Source organism: Streptomyces sp. YPW6 (assembly GCF_018866325.1).
Taxonomy (GTDB): Bacteria; Actinomycetota; Actinomycetes; order Streptomycetales; family Streptomycetaceae; genus Streptomyces.
Window position 1 is genome coordinate 5,506,946 of the sequence record NZ_CP076457.1, and the last position, 24,559, is coordinate 5,531,504.

Below are 24,559 nucleotides of genomic sequence, written 5' to 3' on the forward strand. Positions count from 1 at the left end.
TCCCCCGTGAACCGCCGGCCCGTCCGTCCTCTCGTGTAACCCTCAATAACCGATGGTGCGTGTGGGACGCAGACATTCCCAGAGATCGGTATGCGATCGTCCGGGAAGGGCGGGAGTCAGCCCGGGGACATCAGTCCGGAAGGGTGACGAAGTCGATCAATTCCTCCACTCGGCCCAGCAGTTGGGGTTCCAGGTCCTTGTAGCTGCGGACCTTCGACAGAATGTGCTGCCAGGCCGCCCCGGTGTTCTCCGGCCACCCCAGAGCCCGGCACACCCCCGTCTTCCAGTCCTGCCCCCTCGGCACCACCGGCCAGGTGTCGATCCCCACCGACGACGGCTTCACCGCCTCCCACACGTCGATGTACGGGTGCCCCACCACCAGCACGTGGTCACCGGTCACCCGGTCGGCGATCCGGGACTCCTTGGAGCCGGGCACCAGATGGTCCACCAGCACCCCGAGCCGGGCGTCCGGTCCCGGCCCGAACTCCCCGACGATCGCCGGAAGGTCGTCGATGCCCTCCAGGTACTCCACGACCACGCCCTCGATGCGCAGGTCGTCCCCCCACACCCGCTCCACCAGCTCCGCGTCGTGCCGGCCCTCCACATAGATCCGCCCGGCCCGTGCCACCCGGGCCCGCGCGCCGGGCACCGCCACCGAACCGGAGGCCGTACGCGTGGGACGCGCGGGACCTCCGGGACCCGGGCGCACCAGGGTGACGACCTTGCCCTCCAGCAGGAAGCCGCGCGGTTCCATCGGGAACACCCGGTGCTTGCCGAACCGGTCCTCCAGGGTCACCGTCGGCCCCTGGGCCGTCTTCTCGCAGCGGATCACCGCCCCGCAGAAGCCGGTGGCGACCTCCTCCACGACCAGATCGGGTTCGGCGGGCACCTCGGGCACGGGGGCGGACCGCTTCCACGGCGGGGTCAGGTCCGGCTGGTAGCTGCGCATGGCCCGACGATAATCGGCCCGCCGCCGTGAAGAACCTCACGCCGCCCCGAACCCTCACCCCGCCGTGACGCTCCACACGCCGCCGCGATGCTTCTCACCCCGCCGAGGAACCGCCGCCTCGCCGAGACGCTCCTCACGCCGCCGCGCGGGCCCTCGGCACCGCCGCCAGGACGCCGCCCGCCGCGACGGTGCTCATGCCGCCGTGAACGTCCTCGGCACCGCCGCGATGCTCCTCACCCCGCCGCGAACCGCTCCGCCAGCGCCGCCCGTTGCGCCCGGACGAACGCCGCGTCCACCACCGCCCCGTGCCCCGGCACGTACAGCGCGTCCTCGCCGCCCAGCTCCAGCAGCCTCTCCAGCGCGGCGGGCCACCGCGCGGGGACCGCGTCCGTGCCCGCCTGCGGCTCGCCCGACTCCTCGACCAGGTCGCCGCAGAGCACCACCGGGGGCTCGCCCTCCGAGCCCGGCACCAGCACCGCGAGGTCGTGGCCGCTGTGGGCCGGACCCAGACCGGCCAGCAGTACCCGGCGGCCGCCGCCCAGATCGAGCGCCCGCTCGCCGCGCACCTCCTCGTGCGGGACCACCAGCGTGCCGGCCGACCGGGCCGCCTCGTCCTCCGGGACGCCGTGCCGCACGGCGTCCGCGTACAGCCCCTGCTCCCCGTTCCGCAGCAGGGCGGTGAGCCCCGCCGAGCCGTACACCCGGACCCCGGCGAACGCCGCCGCGCCCAGCACATGATCGAAATGGGGATGACTCAGTGCGATATGCGTCACCCTGCGGCCGAGCAGCGCCTCGGCCTGCCGCCGCAGCTCCACGCCCTCGCGCAGCGTCGACCCCGTGTCGAACAGCAGCACCCCCTCCGCCCCGGCGACCAGCGCCACGGTGGCGTCCCAGCCGGGGAGCCGCCGCCGGCCGACGCCGTCGCCCAACCGCTCCCACCCGAAGTCTTCCCAAGCGACGTCCATACCAGGACGCTATCGGCAGCGACCTGCGCGGTCCGGTGGGAGGGCGGCCGGTCGCCCTTGCCCAGGCCCCACCCCACCCCCGTACACTGACGACGGGATTGCTGGCACTCGTACGCACCGAGTGCCAGTCGGAGACCGGAGACAGACAGCTGGAGGTGTGCGCGATGCTCAGCGAACGCAGACTCGAAGTGCTGCGCGCCATCGTCCAGGACTACGTCGGCACCGAGGAGCCCGTCGGTTCCAAGGCGCTGACCGAGCGGCACCGGCTGGGGGTCTCCCCGGCCACCGTCCGCAACGACATGGCGGTGCTGGAGGACGAGGGCTTCATCGCCCAGCCGCACACGAGCGCGGGGCGCATCCCCACCGACAAGGGGTACCGCCTCTTCGTCGACAAGCTCGCGGGCGTCAAGCCGCTCTCCTCGCCCGAGCGCCGGGCCATCCAGAACTTCCTCGACGGCGCGGTCGACCTCGACGACGTGGTCGGGCGGACCGTGCGGCTGCTCGCGCAGCTGACCCGGCAGGTCGCCGTCGTGCAGTACCCCTCGCTGACCCGTTCGACGGTGCGGCACGTGGAGCTGCTGTCGCTCGCCCCCGCCCGGCTGATGCTCGTCCTGATCACGGACACCGGCCGCGTCGAGCAGCGTATGATCGACTGCCCTGCGCCGTTCGGTGAGGCATCGCTCGCGGATCTGCGGGCCCGGCTCAACAGCCGGGTCGTCGGACGCCGCTTCGCGGATGTCCCGCGCCTGGTGCAGGAGCTGCCAGAATCCTTCGACAGCGAGGACCGGGGGACGGTTTCCACGGTTCTTTCCACCCTCCTCGAAACCCTGGTCGAGGAGACGGAGGAGCGGCTGATGATCGGCGGCACCTCCAACCTCACCCGCTTCGGACACGACTTCCCGGTGATGATCCGGCCGGTGCTGGAAGCACTGGAGGAGCAGGTCGTCCTGCTGAAGCTGCTCGGTGAGGCCACGGACTCCGGCATGACCGTACGGATCGGGCACGAGAACGCCCACGAGGGGCTCAACTCCACGTCCGTCGTCGCGGTCGGCTACGGTTCGGGCGACGAGGCAGTCGCCAAACTCGGCGTGGTCGGACCGACCCGCATGGACTACCCCGGAACGATGGGAGCGGTACGCGCAGTGGCACGTTACGTCGGACAGATCCTGGCGGAGTCGTAAGTGGCCACGGACTACTACGCCGTACTCGGCGTGCGCCGCGACGCATCTCAGGACGAGATCAAGAAGGCATTCCGTCGGCTCGCCCGCGAGCTGCACCCGGATGTCAACCCGGACCCGAAGACCCAGGAGCGGTTCAAGGAGATCAACGCCGCTTACGAGGTGCTCGCCGACCCGCAGAAGAAGCAGGTCTACGACCTCGGCGGCGACCCGCTCTCCGGTAACGGCGGCGGCGGTGGCGCGGGCGGTTTCGGAGCCGGCGGCTTCGGCAACTTCTCCGACATCATGGACGCCTTCTTCGGCAACGCCGCGCAGCGCGGGCCCCGTTCGCGGACCCGGCGCGGCCAGGACGCCATGATCCGGCTGGAGATCGACCTCAACGAGGCGGCCTTCGGCACCACCAAGGACATCCAGGTCGACACGGCCGTCGTCTGCAACACCTGCAGCGGCGAGGGCGCGGCCCCCGGCACCTCCGCCCAGACCTGCGACATGTGCCGCGGACGCGGCGAGGTCTCGCAGGTCACCCGGTCCTTCCTTGGCCAGGTCATGACCTCGCGGCCCTGCCCGCAGTGTCAGGGCTTCGGTACGGTCGTGCCCACCCCGTGCCCGGAGTGCGCCGGAGACGGCCGTATCCGCTCGCGGCGGACGCTCACGGTCAAGATCCCGGCCGGCGTCGACAACGGCACCCGCATCCAGCTCGCCGGAGAGGGCGAGGTCGGCCCCGGCGGCGGCCCGGCCGGCGACCTGTACGTGGAGATCCACGAGCTGCCGCACTCCGTCTTCCAACGGCGCGGCGACGACCTGCACTGCACGGTCACCATCCCCATGACGGCAGCGGCCCTCGGCACCAAGTGCCCGCTGGAGACGCTGGACGGCCTGGAGGAGATCGACATCCGGCCCGGCACCCAGTCCGGCCAGTCCGTCCCCCTGCACGGGCGCGGGATCACGCATCTGCGCGGCGGCGGCCGGGGCGACCTGATCGTCCACGTCGAGGTGATCACCCCGTCCAAGCTCGACCCCGAGCAGGAGCGGCTGCTGCGGGAGCTGGCCAAGCTCCGCGGCGAGGAACGACCCCTGGGTCAGTTCCAGCCAGGTCAGCAGGGCCTCTTCTCCCGTCTGAAGGACGCGTTCAACGGCCGCTGAACCGCTTTCCGCCTTTCACCGCACCGCCCGCCGGTTCCTCACCGGCGGGCGGTGCGGCGTTCGGCGGGAGAACCGGTCAGGCCGTCGACTGGCTGATTCGGCCCCGTGGGCGGGACGTGGCACGATGCGCTCATGTCCTCCGCGTTGACCGATCTCTGCCGGTATCCGATCGTGCAGGCCCCCATGGCGGGCGGCGCGTCCGGACCCCAGCTCGCCGGGGCCGTCGCCGAAGCCGGCGGGCTCGGATTCCTGGCCGCCGGGTACAAGACGGCGGACGGGATGTACAACGAGATCAAACAGCTCCGCCGGCTCACCGCCGGCCCGTTCGGCGTCAACCTCTTCATGCCGCAGCCCGCGCTCGCCGACCCCAGCGCCGTCGAGGTCTACCGCCACCAGCTCGCCGGCGAGGCCGCCTGGTACGAGACCCCGCTCGGCGACCCGGACGGCAGCGGCGACGACGCCTACGAGGCGAAGGTCGCGATCCTGCTGGACGATCCGGTCCCGGTCGTCTCCTTCACCTTCGGCTGCCCCACCCGCGACACGCTCGACGCCTTCGCCCGCGCCGGTACGCACACCATCGTCACGGTCACCTCCGCCGAGGAGGCCCAGAGCGCCCAGTGGGCGGGCGCCGACACCGTCTGCGTCCAGGGTGTCGAGGCGGGCGGCCACCAGTCCACCCACCGCGACGACCCGCAGCTCGACCAGACCGGCACCGGGCTGCTCTCCCTCGTCGCCCAGGTCCGCGAGACCGTGCAGATCCCGATCGTCGCCACCGGCGGCCTGATGCGCGGTTCCCAGATCGCCGCCGTCATCGCGGCGGGCGCGGACGCCGCCCAGTTCGGCACCGCCTTCCTGATCTGCCCCGAGTCCGGCGCGCACCTCCTGCACAAGCAGGCCCTGACCAACCCCCTGTTCGTCCGCACCGAACTGACCCGTGCCTTCTCCGGGCGGCCCGCCCGCGGCCTGGTGAACCGCTTCGTCCGCGAACACGGCCCGTACGCCCCCGCCGCCTACCCCCAGGTCCACTACGTCACCAGCGGGCTGCGCCAGGCCGCCGCCAGGACCGGGGACGCCCAGGGCATGGCCCTGTGGGCCGGACAGGGCCACCGGATGGCCCGCGAACTGCCCGCAGGCGAGCTGACCGAGCTGCTCGCCGCCGAACTGGAGGCCGCCAGGGCGGCCCTGAGCATGAGGAGCCCCCGGTGACCGCACCGGTCTTCGTCGTCGAACGGATGCCCACCGGAACGGAGTTCGTCCTGGAGGGCCCCGAGGGGCGGCACGCCGTCTCCGTCAAGCGGCTCCAGCCGGGCGAGGACGTCGTCCTGACCGACGGGCACGGCCACTGGGCCGAGGGCGTGGTCCGCGCCGCCGAGGGCAAGGACCGCCTCACCGTCGCGCTCCGGGCGGGCGTCCGGGAGGAGCCCGAGCCCACGCCCCGGATCACCGTCGTCCAGGCCCTCCCCAAGGGCGACCGGGGCGAGCTGGCCGTCGAGACGATGACCGAGACCGGCGTGGACGCGATCGTGCCCTGGCAGGCCGCCCGCTGCATCACCCAGTGGAAGGGCGAGCGGGGCGCGAAGGCCCTGGCGAAGTGGCGCAGCACCGCCCGGGAGGCGGGCAAGCAGTCCCGCCGGGTGCGCTTCCCCGAGGTGGCCGAGGCCATGACGACCAAGCAGGTCGCGGCCCTGCTCGCCGGAGCCGACTTCGCGGGGGTGCTCCACGAGGACCGCGACCACGACAGCACCCCGCTGGCCACCGCCGGACTCCCGGCCGAGGGCTCGATCGTGCTCGTCGTCGGCCCCGAGGGCGGCGTCTCCCCGCAGGAACTGACCGCCTTCGCCGAGGCGGGCGCCCGCCCCTACCGGCTCGGCCGCAGTGTGCTGCGCACGTCCACGGCGGGGACGGCGGCGACGGCGCTGCTGCTGGGACGTACGGGCCGCTGGGGGTGAACGGGGCCCGGCGATAGCATGCCCCTGTACTGATCACCCGGTCACGAGTACCGACCTGATCACCTGATCGCGAGTACCGACCCACCAGCGAACGAGGAGGCCCGGCGCCATGGCGGGAGAGCCGCAGTCCGACTGCCTGTTCTGCAAGATCGTCTCGGGGGACATCCCGGCGACCATCGTCCGCGAGAGCGACACCACCGTCGCCTTCCGCGACATCAACCCGCAGGCCCCCACCCACGTCCTGGTCATCCCCAAGGTCCACTACCCCGACGCCGCCTCCCTCGCCGCCGCCGAACCGAAGATCGCCGCCGACATACTGACCGAGGCCGGCGCGGTCGCCGCCGACGAGAAGATCGACTCCACCGGCTACCGGGTCGTCTTCAACACCGGATCCGGCGCCGGCCAGACCGTCTTCCACGCCCACGCCCACGTGCTGGGCGGCCGCGGCCTCCAGTGGCCCCCCGGATAGCCCTCGTGCCGCACAGCCCTTCGTAGCGCAGGAGCGTTTCCCCATGTCCGTACGCGAGCTGGTGGTGCTCGGCACCGCCAGCCAGGTCCCCACCCGGCACCGCAACCACAACGGCTATCTGCTGCGCTGGGACGGGGAAGGCATCCTCTTCGACCCCGGCGAGGGCACCCAGCGCCAGATGCTGCGGGCCGGGGTCGCCGCGCACGACCTCCACCGGATCTGCGTCACCCACTTCCACGGCGACCACTCCCTGGGGCTCGCCGGGGTGATCCAGCGGATCAACCTGGACCAGGTGCCGCACCCGGTGACCGCCCACTACCCGGCGAGCGGGCAGCACTTCTTCGACCGGCTGCGGTACGCCACGGCGTACCGCGAGACCGTCGAGCTGGCTCAGGCCCCGGTCGCCGGGGACGGCGCGGTCCTCGCCGCAACCCCCGCGTACACCCTGGACAGCAGGAAGCTCTCGCACCCCGTCGAGTCGTACGGCTACCGCCTCACCGAGCCCGACTCCCGCCGCATGCTGCCCGCCCTCCTCACGGAGCACGGCATCGCCGGACCGGACGTGGGCCGCCTCCAGCGGGAGGGCTCCCTCCGCGGCGTCACCCTGGAGCAGGTCTCCGAGCACCGGCGCGGGCAGCGGTTCGCGTTCATCATGGACACCCGCCTCTGCGACGGGGTGTACGCGCTCGCCGAGGGCTGCGACATGCTCGTCATCGAGTCGACCTTCCTCGACGAGGACGAGAAACTGGCCGTCGACCACGGCCACCTGACCGCAGGGCAGGCCGCCCGGGTCGCGAAGGACGCGGGCGTCCGCCACCTCGTGCTGACCCACTTCTCCCAGCGCTACAACGACCCGGAGGCGTTCGAGACCCAGGCCCGCGCCGCCGGGTTCGACGGCGAACTCACCGTCGCCCAGGACCTGATCCGCGTCCCGGTCCCCACCCGGCACCACCCCTGAGAACCCCCACCCCCGTTTGCGAGACACCGTGCACCTCCCCAAGGCAGAACTCCACCTCCACATCGAAGGCACCCTCGAACCCGAACTGGCCTTCGCCCTCGCGGAACGCAACGGGGTGACCCTGCCGTACGCCACCACCGACGAACTGCGCGCCGCCTACGCGTTCGACGACCTCCAGTCCTTCCTGGACCTCTACTACGCGCTGATGGCCGTCCTGCGCACCGAGGACGACTTCGCCGAACTCGCCGACGCCTACCTCGCCCGCGCCGCCGCCCAGGGGGTCCGGCACGCCGAGATCTTCTTCGACCCGCAGGCCCACACCGCCCGGGGCGTCCCCATCGGCACGGTCATCGAGGGCCTCGGCCGCGCACTGGAGCGCAGCGAGGAGACCCACGGCGTCTCCACCCAGCTCATCCTGTGCTTCCTGCGCGACCTGTCCGCCGAATCGGCCCTCGGCACCCTCGACGCGGCCAAGCCGTATCTGCACCGGATCAGCGCCGTGGGCCTTGACTCCGCCGAGGTCGGCCACCCGCCCGCCAAGTTCCGCGCGGTGTACGAGGCGGCCGCCGCGCTCGGTCTGCGCAAGGTGGCCCACGCGGGCGAGGAGGGCCCGCCGGAGTACATCCGGGAGGCACTGGACGTCCTCGGCGTCGAGCGCGTCGACCACGGGCTGCGCTGCATGGAGGACCCGGAGCTGGTGGCCCGGCTGGTCGCCGGCCGGGTGCCGCTCACGCTCTGCCCGCTCTCCAACGTCAGGCTGCGCACGGTCGACACGCTGAAGGACCATCCGCTGCCCGCGATGCTGGCCGCAGGACTGCACTGCACGGTCAACTCCGACGACCCCGCCTACTTCGGCGGGTACGCCGGAGACACCTTCGACGCCGTCCGTGACGCGCTCGCCCTCGGCCCGGAGGAGCTGCGCACCCTGGCCCGCAACTCCTTCGAGGCGGCCTTCCTCGACCACGACGAGGAGCGCCGGGCGCGCTATCTGGCCGAGGTCGAGGCGTACGCGTTCGACTGACCGGATCCGCCGTCCGGACCGGCGGTCCGGATCGCGCTGCGCACCAGCCGCCCGCGCCGTACGCGCAGTTCGGTGACGGGTTGCTCCGGTGAGCCGAGCTTCGGCACCGCGCCGGACAGGCCGCCGCCGGTGGTGGCGGCGAGCAGCGCGGCCGGAGCGCCACCGCGACGGCGCACCGAACCGGGCACCAGCGGACGGCCGCCGGTGTGCAGCGCCACGGCGGTCACCGGGGCGGCGACCAGCAGGGTGGCCGCCCCCAGGACCAGCCCCATCGCCGGATAGCCGGCCTCCTCGGAGAGCACGCTTCCCAGCAGCGGGCCGCAGGCCACCCCCACCGAGGAGGCCGAGCCCGCCAGCACCGCCCACCGGCCGCGTACGTCCAGCGAGGCGGCCAGCCCGATCAGGTAGGACAGGACCACCGGGTAGACGGTGTTCCACAGGATCTCGCCGGTCGCGAACGACCCGAGGTCCCGGGCCGAGGAACTGAGCACGATGCTCGCGGCGATGACCACGGTCCCGAGCCCGATCGGCACCGCCCGGCCGAGCCGCGCGCCGAGCAGCCCGGCGCCCGTCACGCCGAGCAGCCCCGCGCCGAGCGCGGCGGCGAACACCGCGCCCACGGTGACCTCGGACAGTCCCGCCTGGTCGAGGCCGATGCGGCTGCTCACGCCCCACAGGGCGTTCTGCGCCATGGACCAGACGAGCATGCCGCCCGCCAGGACGAGCCCGGAGCGGCGGTGCGGCAGCCTGCCGGTGATGGGCGCACTGCTCTCCCCGGCGGCCCGTACACCGTCGAGCCGGGCGGTCGCGGGCCAGACGAGCAGGGCCGCCAGCGCGATCGCGGCGAACGGAAGCCGGTGGCCGCCGCCGAGATGAGGAATCGTCAGATAGAGGACGCCCGCCGTGGCGGACACGGTGAGCAGCCCGAGCGAGGACGTGCGGTGCGGGTCGCGCCGGGCGGCGATCCCGGACGCCGCGACCGCCGTCGCCGTGCCCGAGCCGAATCCGCCGATCATCACACCGAGCACCACCAGCGGTACGGACCCGGCGAGCGCGGCACTGCCGTAGCCGACGGCGGCCAGTGCCAGTCCGGCGCGGGCGGGGGTACGGGCCCCGAACCGCTCGACCCGGCCCGCGAGGGCGAAGCCGGCGCCGGCCGAGCTGAGGAGCAGGGCGCTGCCGACCAGACCGGCCTGGGCGGGGCTCAGCCCGAGATGGGCGCTGAGCCGGCCGACGACGGTGGGCAGCAGATAGGAGGCGAGGTAACCGGCGGTGAACACGGCCACCAAGGGCCACGCGGCACCAGGGCGCGAGGACATGGGCGTTCCTGAGGACATGCCTGAGCAGGCAGAGGGGAGGGGAGGGTAAGGCGACAGGCAAGGGGGAGGTACGGCAGGAGGTACTGCGGAAAGGCATGGGGGTGCTGCGGAAGGTATGGCGATATGCCAGGGGATCGCGGCTCTCGTCGGACAACGTCCCCGAAGGTGCTCGCGGGGCAATTTGTATCAAGCGCTTCCGGCTCCCCGAAAGTGACCCAGATGTGATCTGGGTCACATATGTGTTTATGCAGTCGAACACCGGGTAGTAGCGCATGTTTATGCAGGTCAGGCGTGCTGCGAACACATGGGCGCGGACACTGCGTTCGCCTCCGCTGATCGGGCAGACTGACCGCACCCCACACGGTCCGGATCCCACCGCGATCCGCCGCACGACCCCGGGAGCGCACGGTGAGCACAGACACTCCGGGCATCGACCCGCTGGAGGCGCTGCGCGCCCCGCGCGACCCCGCCTGCGACGTCTTCCTGACGGGCCCGGTCTTCCTCGACATCATCTTCACGGGCCTCGACAGCGCCCCGGTGCGGGGCACCGAGTCCTGGGCCCGGGGGATGGGCTCCAGCCCCGGCGGCGTCGCCAACATGGCCACCGCCCTCGCCCGCCTCGGGCTGCGCACCTCCCTCGCCGCCGCCTTCGGGGACGACCACTACGGCGAGTACTGCTGGGACGCCCTGGAGCAGGGCGAGGGCATCGACCTGTCGATGTCGCACACCGTCCCCGGCTGGCACTCCCCGGTCACCGTCTCGATGGCGTACGAGGGTGAGCGCACGATGGTCTCGCACGGCCACGAGGCCCCCGCCCCGGCCGGACCGGGAACCTCGTCGGCGGCCCCCGGGCCCGGCACCTCGTCGGCGGCCCCCGGGCCCGGCCCGGCCGGACCCGGAACCCCGGCCGCGGCCGCCGGAACCGCCACCTCCGGCGGAGCCGGAGCCCCGGACTTCCCGCGGTGCCCGCCGCGCGCCCGCGCCGCCATCGCCTCGCTCGCCCCCGGCCGGAGCGAGCCCTGGGTGGCGGCCGCCGCCCGTGGCGGTGCGCTGGTCTTCGGCGACGTCGGGTGGGACGAGACCGGCCGCTGGGACCTGGACGCCCTGCCCGACCTCGCGCACTGCGAGGCGTTCCTGCCCAACGCCGAGGAGGCGATGCGCTACACCCGGACCGACTGCCCGCGCGCCGCCGCGCACGCGCTCGCCGAACGGGTCCCGCTCGCCGTGGTCACCCTCGGCGCGGAGGGCGCGTACGCCGTCGACGGGCGCACCGGCACCGCCGCCGCGGTGCCCGCCATCGAGGTGGAGGCGCTCGATCCGACCGGGGCGGGGGACGTCTTCGTCGCCGGTTTCGTGACCGGCACCCTCGCCGCCTGGCCGCTCGCCGACCGCCTCGCCTTCGCCGGGCTCACGGCCGCGCTCTCGGTCCAGGAGTTCGGCGGCTCGCTCTCCGCCCCCGGCTGGGCCGAGATCGCCGCCTGGTGGCAGCTGATCCGCACCTGCGACCGCCAGGACCCGGCCGCCCTGGAGCGCTACGCCTTCCTGGAGGACCTGCTGCCCGCCACGGCCCGCGCCTGGCCGCTGCGGCGCGCGGTGCCCACGATCGGCTTCCGTCAGTGAGCGGGCGGCCGGGCCGCGCACGCGGGAACCGGGCCGTGCCGCCCGCCCGGCCACGCGAGCGTCCGCCCGTCGGCGCACGTACGGCCCGTGCCCGCCCGGCCGTGTCGCACAGACGGCCGGTAAAACCTCTCGGTGTTGTCACTGACAGGTCGTAGGCTTGGTAATCCGGAGGTTGTCGAGCAGCGAGAACCCTGCAACGGGAGGTATGCGCAGGCCATAGGGCCGGCCCATGACTCAGTCACCCACACAGCCGCAGGCGCGTGCCCAGATCAGGATCCCGGCCGCACACCCGATGGTGATGCTCCTCGGATCGGGCGACTCGCTGTTGCGCGTGATCGAAGAGGCTTTCCCGGCAGCCGACATCCATGTCCGGGGCAACGAGATCAGTGCCACGGGCGACGCCGCGGACGTCGCTCTCATCCAGCGCCTGTTCGACGAGATGATGCTCGTGCTCCGCACCGGAGCGCCGATGACGGAGGACGCAGTGGAACGGTCGATCGCCATGCTCAGGGCGGCCGGCGACGGACAGGGAGACCCCCAGGGCGAGACGCCCGCCGAGGTGCTCACGCAGAACATCCTCTCCAACCGCGGTCGCACCATCCGCCCCAAGACGCTCAACCAGAAGCGGTACGTGGACGCGATCGACGAGCACACGATCGTGTTCGGCATCGGCCCCGCCGGTACGGGCAAGACCTATCTCGCCATGGCCAAGGCGGTCCAGGCCCTGCAGTCCAAGCAGGTCAGCCGGATCATCCTGACCCGGCCCGCGGTCGAGGCGGGGGAGCGGCTCGGCTTCCTGCCGGGCACCCTGTTCGACAAGATCGACCCGTATCTGCGCCCGCTCTACGACGCGCTGCACGACATGCTCGACCCCGACTCGATCCCGCGGCTGATGGCGGCGGGCACGATCGAGGTCGCGCCGCTGGCGTACATGCGCGGCAGGGCCCAGCCCGTCTTTACCAACGTGCTGACCCCCGACGGCTGGCGACCCATCGGCAGTCTTGAGGTGGGCGATCTCGTCATCGGTTCCAACGGCGAGCCGACTCCCGTCCTCGGGGTGTACCCGCAGGGTGAGAAGGACATCTACCGCGTCAGCGCCCAGGACGGCTCCTGGACGCTGTGCTGTGGCGAGCACCTGTGGACGGTGCGGACCGCCTCCGACCGCCGCCGGGACAAGCCGTGGCGGGTCCTGGAGACCAAGGAGATGATCGGCGACCTCGGGGCGGCGCACGCTCGCCGCTACGAGCTGCCGATGCTGACCGCGCCGGTCAGCTTCCCGGAGCGCGAGGTCCCCATGGACCCGTACGCACTGGGCCTGCTGCTCGTCGACGGCTGCCTCACCGGCACCGGCTCCACCGCACCGTCGTTCTCCCCTGAGGACCAGGAGCTCGCCGAGGCTTTGGAGGAAGCGCTCACGGGCGTCACCCTCCGGCACAGGGGCGGGCCGGAGGGTGTACTGAACCGCACCAGGGCGCCTGGCGACGTGGTGACGCTGGAGAACCCGGTCACCGCGATCCTGCGGCAGCTGGATCTCCTCGGGTCCCGGTCCCACTCGACGTGCGTTCCGGACGACTACCTGCACAACTCCGCGGAGATCCGCCTCGGAGTCCTCCAGGGCCTCCTGGATGCCGATGGCGGTCCTGTCCCGCAGTCGGACCGTACGTGCCGTGTCCAGTACACGACCTCTTCGATCGTCCTGCGCGACGACGTGATCGCACTGGTGCAGTCGCTCGGCGGAGTTGCCTGCACCCGCCCTCGGCCGACGGCGGTTCGAGCACCAGGCCTTGCCAAGGGCCGAAAGGTCCACGACCGCTACGACGCCCACATCGTCGACATCCGCCTCCCCGAAGGCATCGCGCCCTTCCGCCTCAGCCGCAAGGCCGAGAAGTACGACGCGGCCGGAGGCGGCGGGCGTCCGATGCGGTTCATCGACAGCATCGAGCCCGCCGGTCGTGAAGAGGCTGTCTGCATCCAGGTGGCGGCGGAGGACTCGCTGTACGTCACGCAGGACTACCTGCTGACGCACAACACACTCAACGACGCCTTCATCATCCTGGACGAGGCGCAGAACACCAGCGCCGAGCAGATGAAGATGTTCCTCACCCGCCTCGGCTTCGACTCCAAGATCGTCATCACCGGTGACATCACCCAGGTCGACCTGCCGAGCGGGACCAAGAGCGGGCTGCGGCAGGTCCAGGAGATCCTCCAGGACGTGGACGACGTGCACTTCTCCCGGCTCACCTCCCAGGATGTCGTCCGGCACAAGCTCGTCGGCCGTATCGTCGACGCGTACGAGAAGTACGACAGCCGAAACGGTCAGCAGGACGGTCGGGCGGAAGACCGCCAGGACGGCCGGCGCGACCGCCGAAAAGGGAAGTAGCCGCAGCGCACCATGTCGATCGACGTCAACAACGAGTCCGGAACCGAGGTCGACGAGCAGGCGATCCTCGACATCGCCCGCTACGCACTGGCCCGGATGCGGATCCACCCGCTGTCCGAGCTCTCGGTGATCGTGGTGGACACCGACGCCATGGAGCAGCTGCACATCCAGTGGATGGACCTCCCCGGTCCGACCGACGTCATGTCCTTCCCGATGGACGAACTGCGTCCGCCGTCCAAGGACGACGAGGAGCCCCCACAGGGGCTCCTCGGTGACATCGTGCTCTGCCCGGAGGTCGCGAAGAAGCAGGGCGAGGAGGCCCCGACGCAGCACTCCATGGACGAGGAGCTCCAGCTCCTGACCGTCCACGGGGTGCTGCACCTGCTGGGGTACGACCACGAGGAGCCGGACGAGAAGGCCGAGATGTTCGGTCTCCAGGCCGCCATCGTGGACGGCTGGCGCGGCGAGCACGGGCTCACCGGCGCGTCCCCCGCCCCCACCGTCTCGTGAGCACCCCGCTGATCGTCGGCGCCGTCCTGCTGGTCATGGTCGGCTGGCTGGCCGCCTGCGCCGAGGCGGGCATCGCCCGTACGTCGAGCTTCCGGGCGGACGAGGCGGTCCGGTCCGGCCGGCGCGGCAGCGCGAAGCTCGCACAGATCGCGGCCGACCCGACCCGCTATCTCAACGTCGCCCTGCTCGTGCGGGTCGCCTGTGAGATGGCGGCCGGCGTCCTGGTCACCTACGTCTGTCTCCAGGAGTTCCCCGAGACCTGGGAGGCACTGGCCGTCGCGATGGGCGTGATGGTCCTCGTCTCCTACGTCGCCATCGGCGTCTCCCCGCGCACCATCGGCCGCCAGCACCCGCTGAACACGGCCACGGCCTCGGCGTACGTCCTGCTGCCGCTGGCGAGGATCATGGGCCCGATCCCGCAGCTGCTGATCCTCGTCGGCAACGCGCTGACCCCGGGCAAGGGGTTCCGCAAGGGGCCCTTCGCCAGTGAGGCCGAGCTGCGCGCGATGGTCGACCTGGCCGAGGCGGAGTCGCTCATCGAGGACGACGAGCGCCGCATGGTGCACTCCGTCTTCGAGCTGGGCGACACCCTGGTCCGCGAGGTCATGGTGCCGCGCACCGACCTCGTCTCCATCGAGCGCTACAAGACGATCCGCCAGGCCCTCACCCTCGCCCTGCGCTCCGGTTTCTCCCGGATACCGGTCACCGGGGAGAACGAGGACGACGTCGTCGGGATCGTCTACCTCAAGGACCTCGTCCGCAAGACGCACATCAACCGCGAGTCCGAGAGCGACCCCGTCTCCACCGCGATGCGCCCCGCCGCCTTCGTCCCCGACACCAAGAACGCCGGGGACCTGCTGCGCGAGATGCAGCGGGACCGCAGCCATGTCGCGGTCGTCATCGACGAGTACGGCGGAACCGCGGGCATCGTCACCATCGAGGACATCCTGGAGGAGATCGTCGGTGAGATCACCGACGAGTACGACCGGGAGCTGCCGCCCGTGCAGGAGCTGGAGGACGGTTGCTACCGGGTCACCGCCCGCCTCGACATCGGGGACCTCGGCGACCTCTTCGGGCTCGACGAGTACGACGACGAGGACGTGGAGACCGTCGGCGGTCTGCTCGCCAAGGCGCTCGGCCGGGTGCCCATCGCCGGTGCCTCCGCCGTCGTCGACCTGCCCGACCAGCGTCGGCTCCGGCTGACCGCGGAGTCCCCGGCGGGCCGCCGGAACAAGATCGTCACGGTGCTCGTGGAGCCCCTGCACGAGGACCCCGAGGAGAAGGAAGAGGAATGACGCCGGAGCGGCTGAGGGCCTTCTGCCTGGAGTTCAACGCGAGCGTGGAGGAGTTCCCGTTCGGCCCGGAGACCTCGGTCTTCAAGGTGCTCGGCAAGATGTTCGCCCTCACCGCGCTGGACGCCCGCCCGCTCACGGTCAACCTCAAGTGCGACCCCGACGAGGCGATCCGGCTCCGCGAGACGCACACCGCGATCGTGCCCGGCTGGCACATGAGCAAGCGGCACTGGAACACGGTCACCGTCTCCGGCGTCCCCGACCGGCTGCTGCGCGAGATGATCGAGGACTCCTACGACCTGGTGGTCGCCGGACTCCCCCGAGCGGAACGGCTCCGCCTGGACCGGCCGTAGCCCGCAGACGTACGTGGATGGGCCCGCTCCCCACCGGGGCCCATCCACGTGTCCCGCGTGCGGCGGCAGGGGCCGCGGCGGAGCGGCACTCGTCGAGGGAAGCCGGGAAGCGGGGAGGCCCGGAGCCGGGCCGGTGGACACGGCGGGGGAGGGAGCTGCGTGAGAGCCTGTCCTCATGTCACCGACCACTCCGACAGGGTCCCGGCCGCTGTCCGCGCCTCTCCCTCGCACCATGCGGGCCGTCGTGATCACCGGCCACGGAGGCCTCGACGTGATGGAGGAGCGAGAGGTGCCCGTACCCCGCCCGGGGCCGGGCGAGGTACTGGTCCGGGTGCACGCGGCGGGCTGCAACAACACCGATCTGTGGACCCGCGAAGGCTCCTACGGTGCGGCGGAGGACCCGGACGTCAGGACGGGATGGCTCGGTCCGCTCGACTTCCCGCGCATCCAGGGAGCCGACGTGGCCGGCACGGTGGTGGCCTGCGGCGACGAGGGTGCCTCCGGAAGGATCGGGGCGCGGGTGCTGGTGGACCCGGCCGAGTACGACGGCCCGGGGCCGGACGCGCGCCCGGCCGACGTGCTGGGGAGCGAGCGGGACGGGGGGTTCGCCGAGTACGTCGTCGTGCCGGGCGGCCGGGCCCACTCCGTCGACGGGTCGCCGCTCACGGATGTGGAACTGGCTGCGCTGCCCATCGCCTACGGGACCGCGCTGGGGATGCTCGACCGCGGGTCTGTCTCGGACGGCCACACCGTGCTCGTCACGGGCGCCTCGGGGGGTGTCGGTCTCGCCGCGGTCCAGTTGGCCCGCGCCCGCGGAGCCCGGGTTGTCGCAGTGTGCAGCGGTGAGAAGGGAGACGCTGTCCGCAGCGCCGGTGCCGACGTCGTGGTGGACCGGCGGCGGGGCGAGGTGCTCCCCGACGCGGCCGCGGCAGCGCCCGAGGGGTACGACGCGGTCATCGACGTCGTTGCGGGCGCGGTCCTCGGCCCCGGCCTGGGACTGCTGAGGGCCCAGGGACGCTGGGTGGTCGCCGGCGCCCTCGACGGCTGGGCCGTCGACATCGACGTGCGGCGGCTCTACCTCGCCAATCTCTCCCTGGTGGGCTCGACCATGCACACACCGCGGATCTTCGACCGGCTGGTGGAGATCGCCCGTCGCGGCGACGTCCGTCCCGTCATCGCCGCGAGCTTCCCGCTTGAGCGGGTGGGCGAAGCACAGGCGCAACTCGCCCGGCGCGGGCACGTGGGAAAGCTGATCGTCGTCCCCTGACCCGGCACACCCTCCGCCCGGCACCCTCCGCCCGGCCGCCCGCAGCCCGAAGCGCTGCGTACAGCCCTGGCCGTGCACAGGCTCACGCCCCGGCGCCCGGCGCCCGGCGCCCGAGCGACTGACGCCGGAGCGACCGACGCCGGAGCGACCGGGGCCGCCTCGATCGCCCCGGGGCGACCCGGTCGGCCGGCCCGCCGTCCGCTTCGTATGCTCGTGCCATGACCGACACCACCGACCTCGACGCCGAGGACCGCAAGATCGTCACCCTGGCGCGCAGCGCCCGCGCCCGTAACGGGGTGCCCGAGGGCGCGGCCGTACGCGACGAGACGGGACGTACCTATGTCGCGGGCACGGTGGCGCTGGAGTCGCTGAAGCTCAGCGCGCTGCAGACCGCCGTCGCCATGGCCGTGGCCAGCGGCGCGACCTCACTGGAGGCGGCGGCCGTCGTCTCCGCCGCCGAGACCCCCTCCGAGGACGACCGGGCCGCGGTGCGGGATCTGGGCGGACCGGACACCCCGGTGTTCCTCGCGGGCCCCGACGGCGCCCTGCGCGTCCGCGTCACGGCGGGCTGACCGTCCGCTCGGGCGACTGTTCCTCCCGGCACTCCGGCGCGTCCCGGCGTACCGCTGTACGAGAGCGCCGGCGGGATCGGGGAGAATGGTCGCCATGAGCGCTCGACCGAACCAAGAATCCGCTGCCCCGCAGGCGGAGACCACCTCCTCCCACAGGGCGGGTTTCGCCTGCTTCGTGGGCCGCCCCAACGCGGGCAAGTCCACCCTCACGAACGCTCTCGTCGGTCAGAAGGTGGCGATCACCTCCAACCGGCCCCAGACCACCCGGCACACCGTGCGCGGCATCGTCCACCGGGACGACGCGCAGCTGATCCTGGTCGACACCCCCGGCCTCCACAAGCCGCGCACGCTGCTGGGCGAGCGGCTCAACGACGTCGTGCGGACCACCTGGGCCGAGGTCGACGTCATCGGCTTCTGCCTGCCCGCCGACCAGAAGCTCGGGCCGGGCGACAAGTACATCGCCAAGGAGCTCGCGGGGATCAAGAAGACCCCCAAGATCGCCATCATCACCAAGACCGACCTCGTCGAGTCCAAGGCGCTCGCCGAACAGCTCCTCGCCGTCTCCGCGCTGGCGGACGAGCTGGGCTTCGAATGGGCCGAGATCGTGCCGGTGTCGGCGGTCGGCGACACCCAGGTCGACCTGCTCGCCGACCTCATCGCCCCGCTGCTCCCCGAGAGCCCGCCGCTCTACCCGGAGGGCGACCTCACCGACGAGCCGGAGATGGTCATGGTCGCGGAGCTGATCCGCGAGGCGGCGCTGGAGGGCGTACGCGACGAGCTGCCGCACTCCATCGCGGTCGTCGTCGAGGAGATGCTGCCGCGCACCGACCGTCCCGCGGACAAGCCGCTGCTGGACATCCACGCCAACGTCTACATCGAACGACCCAGCCAGAAGGGCATCATCATCGGCCCGAAGGGCAAGCGGCTGAAGGACGTCGGCACCAAGTCCCGCAAGCACATCGAGGCGCTGCTCGGCACGCCGGTCTTCCTGGACCTGCACGTGAAGGTCGCCAAGGACTGGCAGCGCGACCCGAAGCAGCTGCGGAAGCTGGGCTTCTAGCCCTTCCCGAACGCGGAAGCTGGGTTTCTAGCCCTTCCCGGACACCGCACCGGGGGCCGGTCTCACGCGCCCTCCTTCAGGACGCGTGAGACCAGCGTGCGCTGCGCCCCGGTCAGATCGGGGTCAGCGCAGTACACGGTGCGGCCGTCGATCGTGATCGCGTACCGGAAGCCGTCCGGCACCCCGGCCGACGGGGTGTCCCGCGCGGCGCCGAGCGCCTCCTCGGCGAGGGACCGCCACTCCGCGGCGTCGGCCCGGCCCTCCGTGTCGACTTCCTGGCGGCGGGTGATGCCGGCGAATCCGCCGGTCCGGCTGACCTGAATGCGCATGGGGTCCTGTCTATCGGGAGCCGGACGGGCACTCAACCCCGCCCGCCGGCCGGGCACTCGGTGGTCGACGTCGAACCCGGCCTGGCCTCAGGTGTCCGGGCAGGACCCGGTGGGACCTCAGGCGTCAGGGCAGGACCCGGTCGGGCACTCGGCGGTCCGGGCAATGCACCGGTCGGGCACTCGGTGGTCCGGGTCAGGCCCGGGTGGGGACGCCCACCTCCGACCAGGCCTTGAGGACCGCCTCCCGCTCGTCCGCCTCGCCGAAGCGGGCGCCCGCCGCCGCGACCGTCAGCCGGGCGAACTCCGCGAAGTCCGCGTTCGCCGTCAGCTCGCCGCCGGTCAGCACGTCGAACCAGATCTGCCCGGCGCGCTCCCAGGAATTCCCGCCCAGCGCGGTGGCCAGGAGGTAGAACGCCCGGTTGGGGATGCCGGAGTTGAGGTGGACGCCGCCGTTGTCCTCCTCCGTCTCGATGTAGTCGTCCATGGAGCCCGGCTGCGGGTCCTTGCCCAGGACGTCGTCGTCGTACGCGGTGCCCGGCGCCTTCATCGAGCGCAGCGCGTCCCCGCTGACCCGGGGCGCCAGCAGCCCCGCGCCGATCAGCCAGTCGGCCTGCTCCGCGCTCTGGCCCAGCGAGTACTGCTTGACCAGCGAGCCGATGACGTCGGACACGGACTCGTTGAGCGCGCCCGACTGGCCCTCGTAGCGCAGGTTGGCGGTGTACTGGGTGAGACCGTGGGCCAGCTCGTGGGCGATCACGTCGACCGCGACGGTGAAGTCGAGGAAGATCTCGCCGTCGCCGTCCCCGAAGACCATCTGCTCGCCGTCGAAGAACGCGTTGTTGTACTCGCGGCCGTAGTGCACGGAACCGGTCAGCGGGAGGCCCCTGCCGTCGATCGAGCTGCGCCCGTACGCGGAGAGCAGCAGCTCGAAGGTGGCGCCGAGCCCGGCGTACGCGCGGTTGACGCTGGCGTCGGACGTCGGCTTGTCGCCCTCCTCGCGGACCTTGACGCCCGGCAGGGTGGTGCCCCTCTCGCAGTCGTACAGCGTGCGGTGCGGCTTGCTCGGGACCGCGCCGGCGGTGTGCCGGACGGGCGTCGCGGCGAGCGCCGTCATCATGCGACGGTCACGGCGCGGGCCGTCGGCGGCCAGGGTGCGGCGGGCCGGATCCGCGAGCCGGGCGTCGGTGGACCGGGAGAGGTGATCGAGGACGTGGGGCGGAACGATGGTGCAGAAGACGGGGTTGAGCTCGCCGTCGGTTCGAAGGTGCATACCTACGACTGTGGCACTCCGTCATCACGCTGTCACTGGTTGCGACGATGATTGACGAAATGGAGTGATGAGTCACTGTTCACCCGTCATGCATGCCCGGTCCCGCATACTGATACGGACCGACACCACGGGCCACCCTCGGTTACGCTCGTCGCATCATGCGTTTCGGGCTGCTTCTTCTTAGCTGCCGCGGCGAGGGCCTGTAGTCGTAGGCCGACCCCCTCCCCGCGGAGTCTGGTGCTGCAGCGACACAGTCGGCCGATCCCCGCTGGACCGAGGAGCCCTACGTCATGACCACCGTGAATCCCGCCGGTAATTCTGTCGGCCGCCCCACCCCGATCACCAACGCGACGCAGCTGCAGAAGCCCTCCGGGATGCCGGTCCACAAGTACGGCCGCTACGAGGCCGTCGACATCCCCGACCGCACCTGGCCCGACAACCGCATCACCGTGGCGCCCCGCTGGCTGTCCACCGATCTGCGCGACGGCAACCAGGCCCTGATCGACCCGATGTCCCCGGCCCGCAAGCGCGAGATGTTCGACCTGCTGGTCACGATGGGCTACAAGGAGATCGAGGTCGGCTTCCCGTCCTCCGGCGAGACCGACTTCGCGTTCGTCCGCTCCATCATCGAAGAGGGCGCGATCCCCGAGGACGTGACGATCTCCGTCCTGACGCAGGCCCGCGAGGAGCTGATCGAGCGCACCGTGGAGTCCCTGGTCGGCGCCCGCCGGGCCACCGTCCACCTGTACAACGCCACCGCCCCGACCTTCCGCCGCGTCGTCTTCCGCGGCTCGCGCGAGGAGGTCAAGCAGATCGCGGTGGACGGCACCCGGCTGGTCATGGAGTACGCCGAGAAGATCCTGGGCCCCGAGACGATCTTCGGCTACCAGTACAGCCCGGAGATCTTCACCGACACCGAGCTGGACTTCGCGCTGGAGGTCTGCGAGGCCGTCTGCGACGTGTGGCAGCCGGAGGAGGGTCGCGAGATCATCCTGAACCTGCCCGCCACCGTGGAGCGTTCCACGCCCTCCACCCACGCGGACCGCTTCGAGTGGATGTCCCGCAACCTGACCCGCCGCGAGCACGTCTGCCTGTCGGTCCACCCGCACAACGACCGGGGCACCGCCGTCGCCGCCGCCGAGCTGGCCATCATGGCCGGCGCCGACCGCATCGAGGGCTGCCTGTTCGGGCAGGGCGAGCGCACCGGCAACGTCGACCTGGTCACCCTGGGCATGAACCTGTTCTCCCAGGGCGTCGACCCGCAGATCGACTTCTCGCAGATCGACGAGATCCGCCGCACCAGCGAGTACTGCAACCAGATGGAGATCCACCCGCGCCACCCCTACGCGGGCGATCTCGTCTACACCGCCTTCTCCGGCTCCCACCAGGACGCCATCAAGAAGGGCTTCGACGCCATGGAGGCGGACGCGGCCGCCCAGGGCAGGACCGTGGACGACATCGAGTGGGCCGTACCGTACCTGCCGATCGACCCGAAGGACGTCGGCCGCTCGTACGAGGCCGTCATCCGGGTCAACTCGCAGTCCGGCAAGGGCGGTATCGCCTACGTCCTGAAGAACGACCACAAGCTGGACCTGCCCCGCCGGATGCAGATCGAGTTCTCCCGGATCATTCAGGCCAAGACCGACGCCGAGGGCGGCGAGGTCACCCCGACGCAGATCTGGTCCACCTTCCAGGACGAGTACCTGCCGAACGCGGAGAACGCCGGGGCGCGTTGGGGCCGCATCCAGCTGCGCTCCGGCCAGACCACCTCCGACACCGACGGGACCGACACCCTGACCGTCGAGGCCGTCGTGGACGGCGTCGACACCGTCCTGACCGGATCCGGCAACGGCCCGATCTCCGCGTTCTTCGAAGCGCTGCAGGCCATCGGCATCGACGCCCGGCTGCTGGACTACACCGAGCACACCATGAGCGAGGGGGCCAGCGCCCAGGCCGCCTCGTACATCGAGTGCGCGATCGACGGCAAGGTCCTGTGGGGCATCGGCATCGACGCCAACACCACCCGCGCCTCGCTGAAGGCGGTCGTCTCCGCCGTCAACCGCGCGGCCCGCTGACACCGAACGGGCGCATCCCGAACCCCGACCACCCGCTCCGGGTGGTCGGGGTTCGGCCATATCCGGGGGTTGTGACATCCAAGAGGCTGACGCCCCCTCGCGAATGTGGCTAACATCACGTCCAACACACGGCAGTGTTGCCGGAGCGTTACGGAGGTGTGCGACGTGCGGTCAGCCAAAGGACAACGCGCTCTGAGGCCGGTCCTCTGCGGCGTTCGCACCGTATGGGACGCCGTCGGCGACGGCGCCTTCTTCTGCCCCGGCTGCGGGGGAGACCGCAACTACCGCCGGCTCATCGGCCGCCGCCGCCTCACCGTCCTCGGCGTCCCGCTGGTCGGCCGGGGCGAGGCCGAGCCCGTCGTCGAGTGCGCCGCCTGCCTGGCCCACTACGCTCCCGAGGCGCTGGACCACCCCACCACGACCCGGTTCTCCGCGATGCTCCGCGAGGCCGTCCACACCGTCACCCTGGCCGTCCTGGCCGCCGGGGGCACCACCTCCCGCACGGTCCTGGAGGCCGCCGTCGCCACCGTGCGCGACGCCGGGCTCGACGACTGCACGCAGGAGCAGCTGTTCACCGTCGTCGAGGTGCTCGCCGCCGACACCGGCCGGGGCTCCGGCGCCGACCCGGCCGCCGAGGCATGCGGCCCCACCCTCGCCATCGAGCTGCACGAGGTGCTGGCCCCGCTCGCCCCGCACCTGGCCGCCGCCGGCCGCGCGTCCGTGCTCCTCCAGGGCGCCCGGATCGCCCTCGCCGACGGCCCCTACTGCGCCGCCGAGCGCCAGGTCCTGATGACGGTCGGCAGCGCCCTCGGCATCCCCGCCGAGGAGACCGCCCGGGTGCTGGCCGAGGCGGCCCGTACACCGTCGTAGACGAAGAGACGCCTCCGCGGGGCCGCAGGAGGGCCCTCGTGCACCCGCGTGGGCCAGGAGGGCCCTCGTGCACCCGCGTGGGCCTCAGGGGGCCTTGTACGCCCTCGCAGGCCGGCAGACGAGCCTCCCGCCTTCCGCGGGTGCTCACGGGCCCGCGCCGGGCCTCGTACGCCCTCGACGACCGGCAGGCGCCCCCGTACGCCCGCGCGGAGCCCCGGGCCCCCCGCCACCCGCCGCCCGTGGGCGACAATGGGCCCATGAGCTTGTTCCGGGACGACGGCATCGTGCTGCGTACGCAGAAACTGGGCGAGGCCGACCGGATCATCACGATCCTGACCCGCGGCCACGGCCGGGTCCGGGCCGTCGCCCGCGGGGTGCGCCGCACCAAGTCCAAGTTCGGCGCCCGCCTGGAACCCTTCTCCCACGTCGACGTGCAGTTCTTCGCCCGGGGCAGCGAGCTGGTCGGCCGCGGGCTGCCGCTCTGCACCCAGAGCGAGACGATCGCCCCGTACGGCGGCGGGATCGTCGCCGACTACGCCCGCTACACCGCGGGCACGGCGATGCTGGAGACCGCCGAGCGGTTCACCGACCACGAGGGCGAACCGGCCGTCCAGCAGTATCTGCTGCTCGTCGGCGGCCTGCGCACCCTCGCCCGGGGCGAGCACGCCCCCCATCTGATCCTGGACGCGTTCCTGCTGCGCTCGCTCGCGGTCAACGGGTACGCGCCCAGCTTCGAGGACTGCGCCAAGTGCGGAATGCCCGGTCCCAACCGGTTCTTCTCCGTCGCGGCGGGGGGCGTCATATGCGGTGACTGCCGGGTCCCCGGCAGCGTCGTACCCTCGGCACAGGCCCTCGCACTGCTGAGCGCGCTGCTCAGCGGCGACTGGGCGACGGCGGACGCGTGCGAGGCGCGTCATGTCAGGGAGGGGAGCGGGCTGGTGTCCGCCTATCTGCACTGGCATCTGGAGCGCGGCCTGCGCTCGCTGCGGTACGTCGAGAAGTGACGCGGC

At 72.0% G+C, this 24,559-nt stretch carries 23 protein-coding genes; 18 read left to right on the top strand and 5 right to left on the bottom strand.

Translation table 11 applies throughout. The features are described 5' to 3' along the window. Positions 1–130: 130 nt before the first annotated feature. On the bottom strand, positions 131–949 hold the full coding sequence (locus KME66_RS24190; protein WP_216325848.1) for a DUF3097 domain-containing protein: 819 nt from the start codon (positions 947–949) through the stop codon (positions 131–133). A 233-nt stretch (positions 950–1,182) separates the two neighbouring features. Then, on the bottom strand, positions 1,183–1,914 hold the full coding sequence (locus tag KME66_RS24195) for an MBL fold metallo-hydrolase (protein ID WP_216325851.1): 732 nt from the start codon (positions 1,912–1,914) through the stop codon (positions 1,183–1,185). 164 nt (positions 1,915–2,078) lie between these two features. On the opposite strand from KME66_RS24195, the gene hrcA reads away from it, so the two are divergent. The 7 genes from hrcA to KME66_RS24230 all read left to right on the top strand — a co-directional run bounded on the left by hrcA (position 2,079) and on the right by KME66_RS24230 (position 8,632). Then, on the top strand, positions 2,079–3,095 hold the full coding sequence (hrcA, locus tag KME66_RS24200) for a heat-inducible transcriptional repressor HrcA (RefSeq protein ID WP_006124340.1): 1,017 nt from the start codon (positions 2,079–2,081) through the stop codon (positions 3,093–3,095). Next, the gene (gene dnaJ / locus KME66_RS24205) at positions 3,096–4,235 is read left to right on the top strand and encodes a molecular chaperone DnaJ (RefSeq protein ID WP_216325853.1); all 1,140 of its coding nucleotides are present in this window, start codon (positions 3,096–3,098) and stop codon (positions 4,233–4,235) included. Between the two features lie 132 nt (positions 4,236–4,367). Beyond that, complete coding sequence (locus KME66_RS24210) at positions 4,368–5,441, top strand: nitronate monooxygenase (protein WP_073216888.1); 1,074 nt, start codon at positions 4,368–4,370, stop codon at positions 5,439–5,441. Further along, a complete protein-coding gene (locus KME66_RS24215; RefSeq protein ID WP_216325856.1) occupies positions 5,438–6,184 on the top strand; it encodes a 16S rRNA (uracil(1498)-N(3))-methyltransferase in 747 nt (248 codons plus the stop codon). Before KME66_RS24210 ends, KME66_RS24215 begins: the two co-directional genes overlap by 4 nt. Positions 6,185–6,293: 109 nt before the next feature. Beyond that, entirely contained in the window at positions 6,294–6,653 is a 360-nt protein-coding gene (locus KME66_RS24220) for a histidine triad nucleotide-binding protein (protein WP_073216892.1), read from the top strand. A gap of 43 nt (positions 6,654–6,696) precedes the next feature. Further along, positions 6,697–7,611 carry a ribonuclease Z gene (locus KME66_RS24225; RefSeq protein ID WP_216325859.1) on the top strand — a complete coding sequence of 305 codons (915 nt, stop codon included), beginning with the start codon at positions 6,697–6,699 and terminating at the stop codon, positions 7,609–7,611. 28 nt (positions 7,612–7,639) lie between these two features. After that, positions 7,640–8,632, top strand: a complete 993-nt coding sequence (locus KME66_RS24230) for an adenosine deaminase (protein ID WP_073216898.1) — start codon at positions 7,640–7,642, stop codon at positions 8,630–8,632. On the opposite strand, the gene KME66_RS24235 is transcribed toward KME66_RS24230, so the two are convergent. After that, a complete protein-coding gene (locus KME66_RS24235; protein WP_073216899.1) occupies positions 8,596–9,951 on the bottom strand; it encodes an MFS transporter in 1,356 nt (451 codons plus the stop codon). The genes KME66_RS24230 and KME66_RS24235 overlap by 37 nt on opposite strands. A gap of 408 nt (positions 9,952–10,359) precedes the next feature. On the opposite strand from KME66_RS24235, the gene KME66_RS24240 reads away from it, so the two are divergent. The 8 genes from KME66_RS24240 (at position 10,360) to era (ending at position 19,005) form a co-directional block, all read left to right on the top strand. Beyond that, a complete protein-coding gene (locus tag KME66_RS24240; RefSeq protein ID WP_216325864.1) occupies positions 10,360–11,571 on the top strand; it encodes a carbohydrate kinase family protein in 1,212 nt (403 codons plus the stop codon). 229 nt (positions 11,572–11,800) lie between these two features. Next, positions 11,801–13,951 (top strand): PhoH family protein, encoded by a 2,151-nt coding sequence (locus KME66_RS24245; RefSeq protein ID WP_073216906.1) that lies wholly within the window; start codon positions 11,801–11,803, stop codon positions 13,949–13,951. A gap of 12 nt (positions 13,952–13,963) precedes the next feature. Beyond that, the gene (ybeY, locus tag KME66_RS24250; RefSeq protein ID WP_047176535.1) at positions 13,964–14,461 is read left to right on the top strand and encodes an rRNA maturation RNase YbeY; all 498 of its coding nucleotides are present in this window, start codon (positions 13,964–13,966) and stop codon (positions 14,459–14,461) included. Then, positions 14,458–15,756, top strand: a complete 1,299-nt coding sequence (locus tag KME66_RS24255; RefSeq protein ID WP_216325868.1) for a hemolysin family protein — start codon at positions 14,458–14,460, stop codon at positions 15,754–15,756. The genes ybeY and KME66_RS24255 overlap by 4 nt, the downstream gene beginning before the upstream one ends. Further along, complete coding sequence (locus KME66_RS24260) at positions 15,753–16,106, top strand: MmcQ/YjbR family DNA-binding protein (RefSeq protein ID WP_216325871.1); 354 nt, start codon at positions 15,753–15,755, stop codon at positions 16,104–16,106. Before KME66_RS24255 ends, KME66_RS24260 begins: the two co-directional genes overlap by 4 nt. 232 nt (positions 16,107–16,338) lie before the next feature. Continuing rightward, on the top strand, positions 16,339–17,373 hold the full coding sequence (locus KME66_RS24265; protein ID WP_253208467.1) for a zinc-binding dehydrogenase: 1,035 nt from the start codon (positions 16,339–16,341) through the stop codon (positions 17,371–17,373). 218 nt (positions 17,374–17,591) lie between these two features. Next, positions 17,592–17,945 (top strand): cytidine deaminase, encoded by a 354-nt coding sequence (locus KME66_RS24270; protein ID WP_073216912.1) that lies wholly within the window; start codon positions 17,592–17,594, stop codon positions 17,943–17,945. A gap of 94 nt (positions 17,946–18,039) precedes the next feature. Further along, positions 18,040–19,005 (top strand): GTPase Era, encoded by a 966-nt coding sequence (gene era / locus KME66_RS24275; RefSeq protein WP_073217121.1) that lies wholly within the window; start codon positions 18,040–18,042, stop codon positions 19,003–19,005. 62 nt (positions 19,006–19,067) lie between these two features. Here era and KME66_RS24280 read toward each other — a convergent pair whose 3' ends face one another. After that, a complete protein-coding gene (locus KME66_RS24280; protein ID WP_073216915.1) occupies positions 19,068–19,334 on the bottom strand; it encodes a protealysin inhibitor emfourin in 267 nt (88 codons plus the stop codon). A gap of 193 nt (positions 19,335–19,527) precedes the next feature. Then, positions 19,528–20,604, bottom strand: a complete 1,077-nt coding sequence (locus tag KME66_RS24285; protein WP_216325877.1) for a M4 family metallopeptidase — start codon at positions 20,602–20,604, stop codon at positions 19,528–19,530. Between the two features lie 290 nt (positions 20,605–20,894). On the opposite strand from KME66_RS24285, the gene leuA reads away from it, so the two are divergent. From leuA to recO, 3 genes are all read left to right on the top strand, one after another. Then, positions 20,895–22,679, top strand: a complete 1,785-nt coding sequence (leuA, locus tag KME66_RS24290) for a 2-isopropylmalate synthase (protein WP_216325881.1) — start codon at positions 20,895–20,897, stop codon at positions 22,677–22,679. 165 nt (positions 22,680–22,844) lie between these two features. Further along, positions 22,845–23,549, top strand: a complete 705-nt coding sequence (locus tag KME66_RS24295) for a TerB family tellurite resistance protein (RefSeq protein WP_216325883.1) — start codon at positions 22,845–22,847, stop codon at positions 23,547–23,549. Positions 23,550–23,806: 257 nt separating this feature from the next. After that, complete coding sequence (recO, locus tag KME66_RS24300; protein ID WP_026237355.1) at positions 23,807–24,553, top strand: DNA repair protein RecO; 747 nt, start codon at positions 23,807–23,809, stop codon at positions 24,551–24,553. The last annotated feature ends 6 nt before the right edge of the window (positions 24,554–24,559 follow it).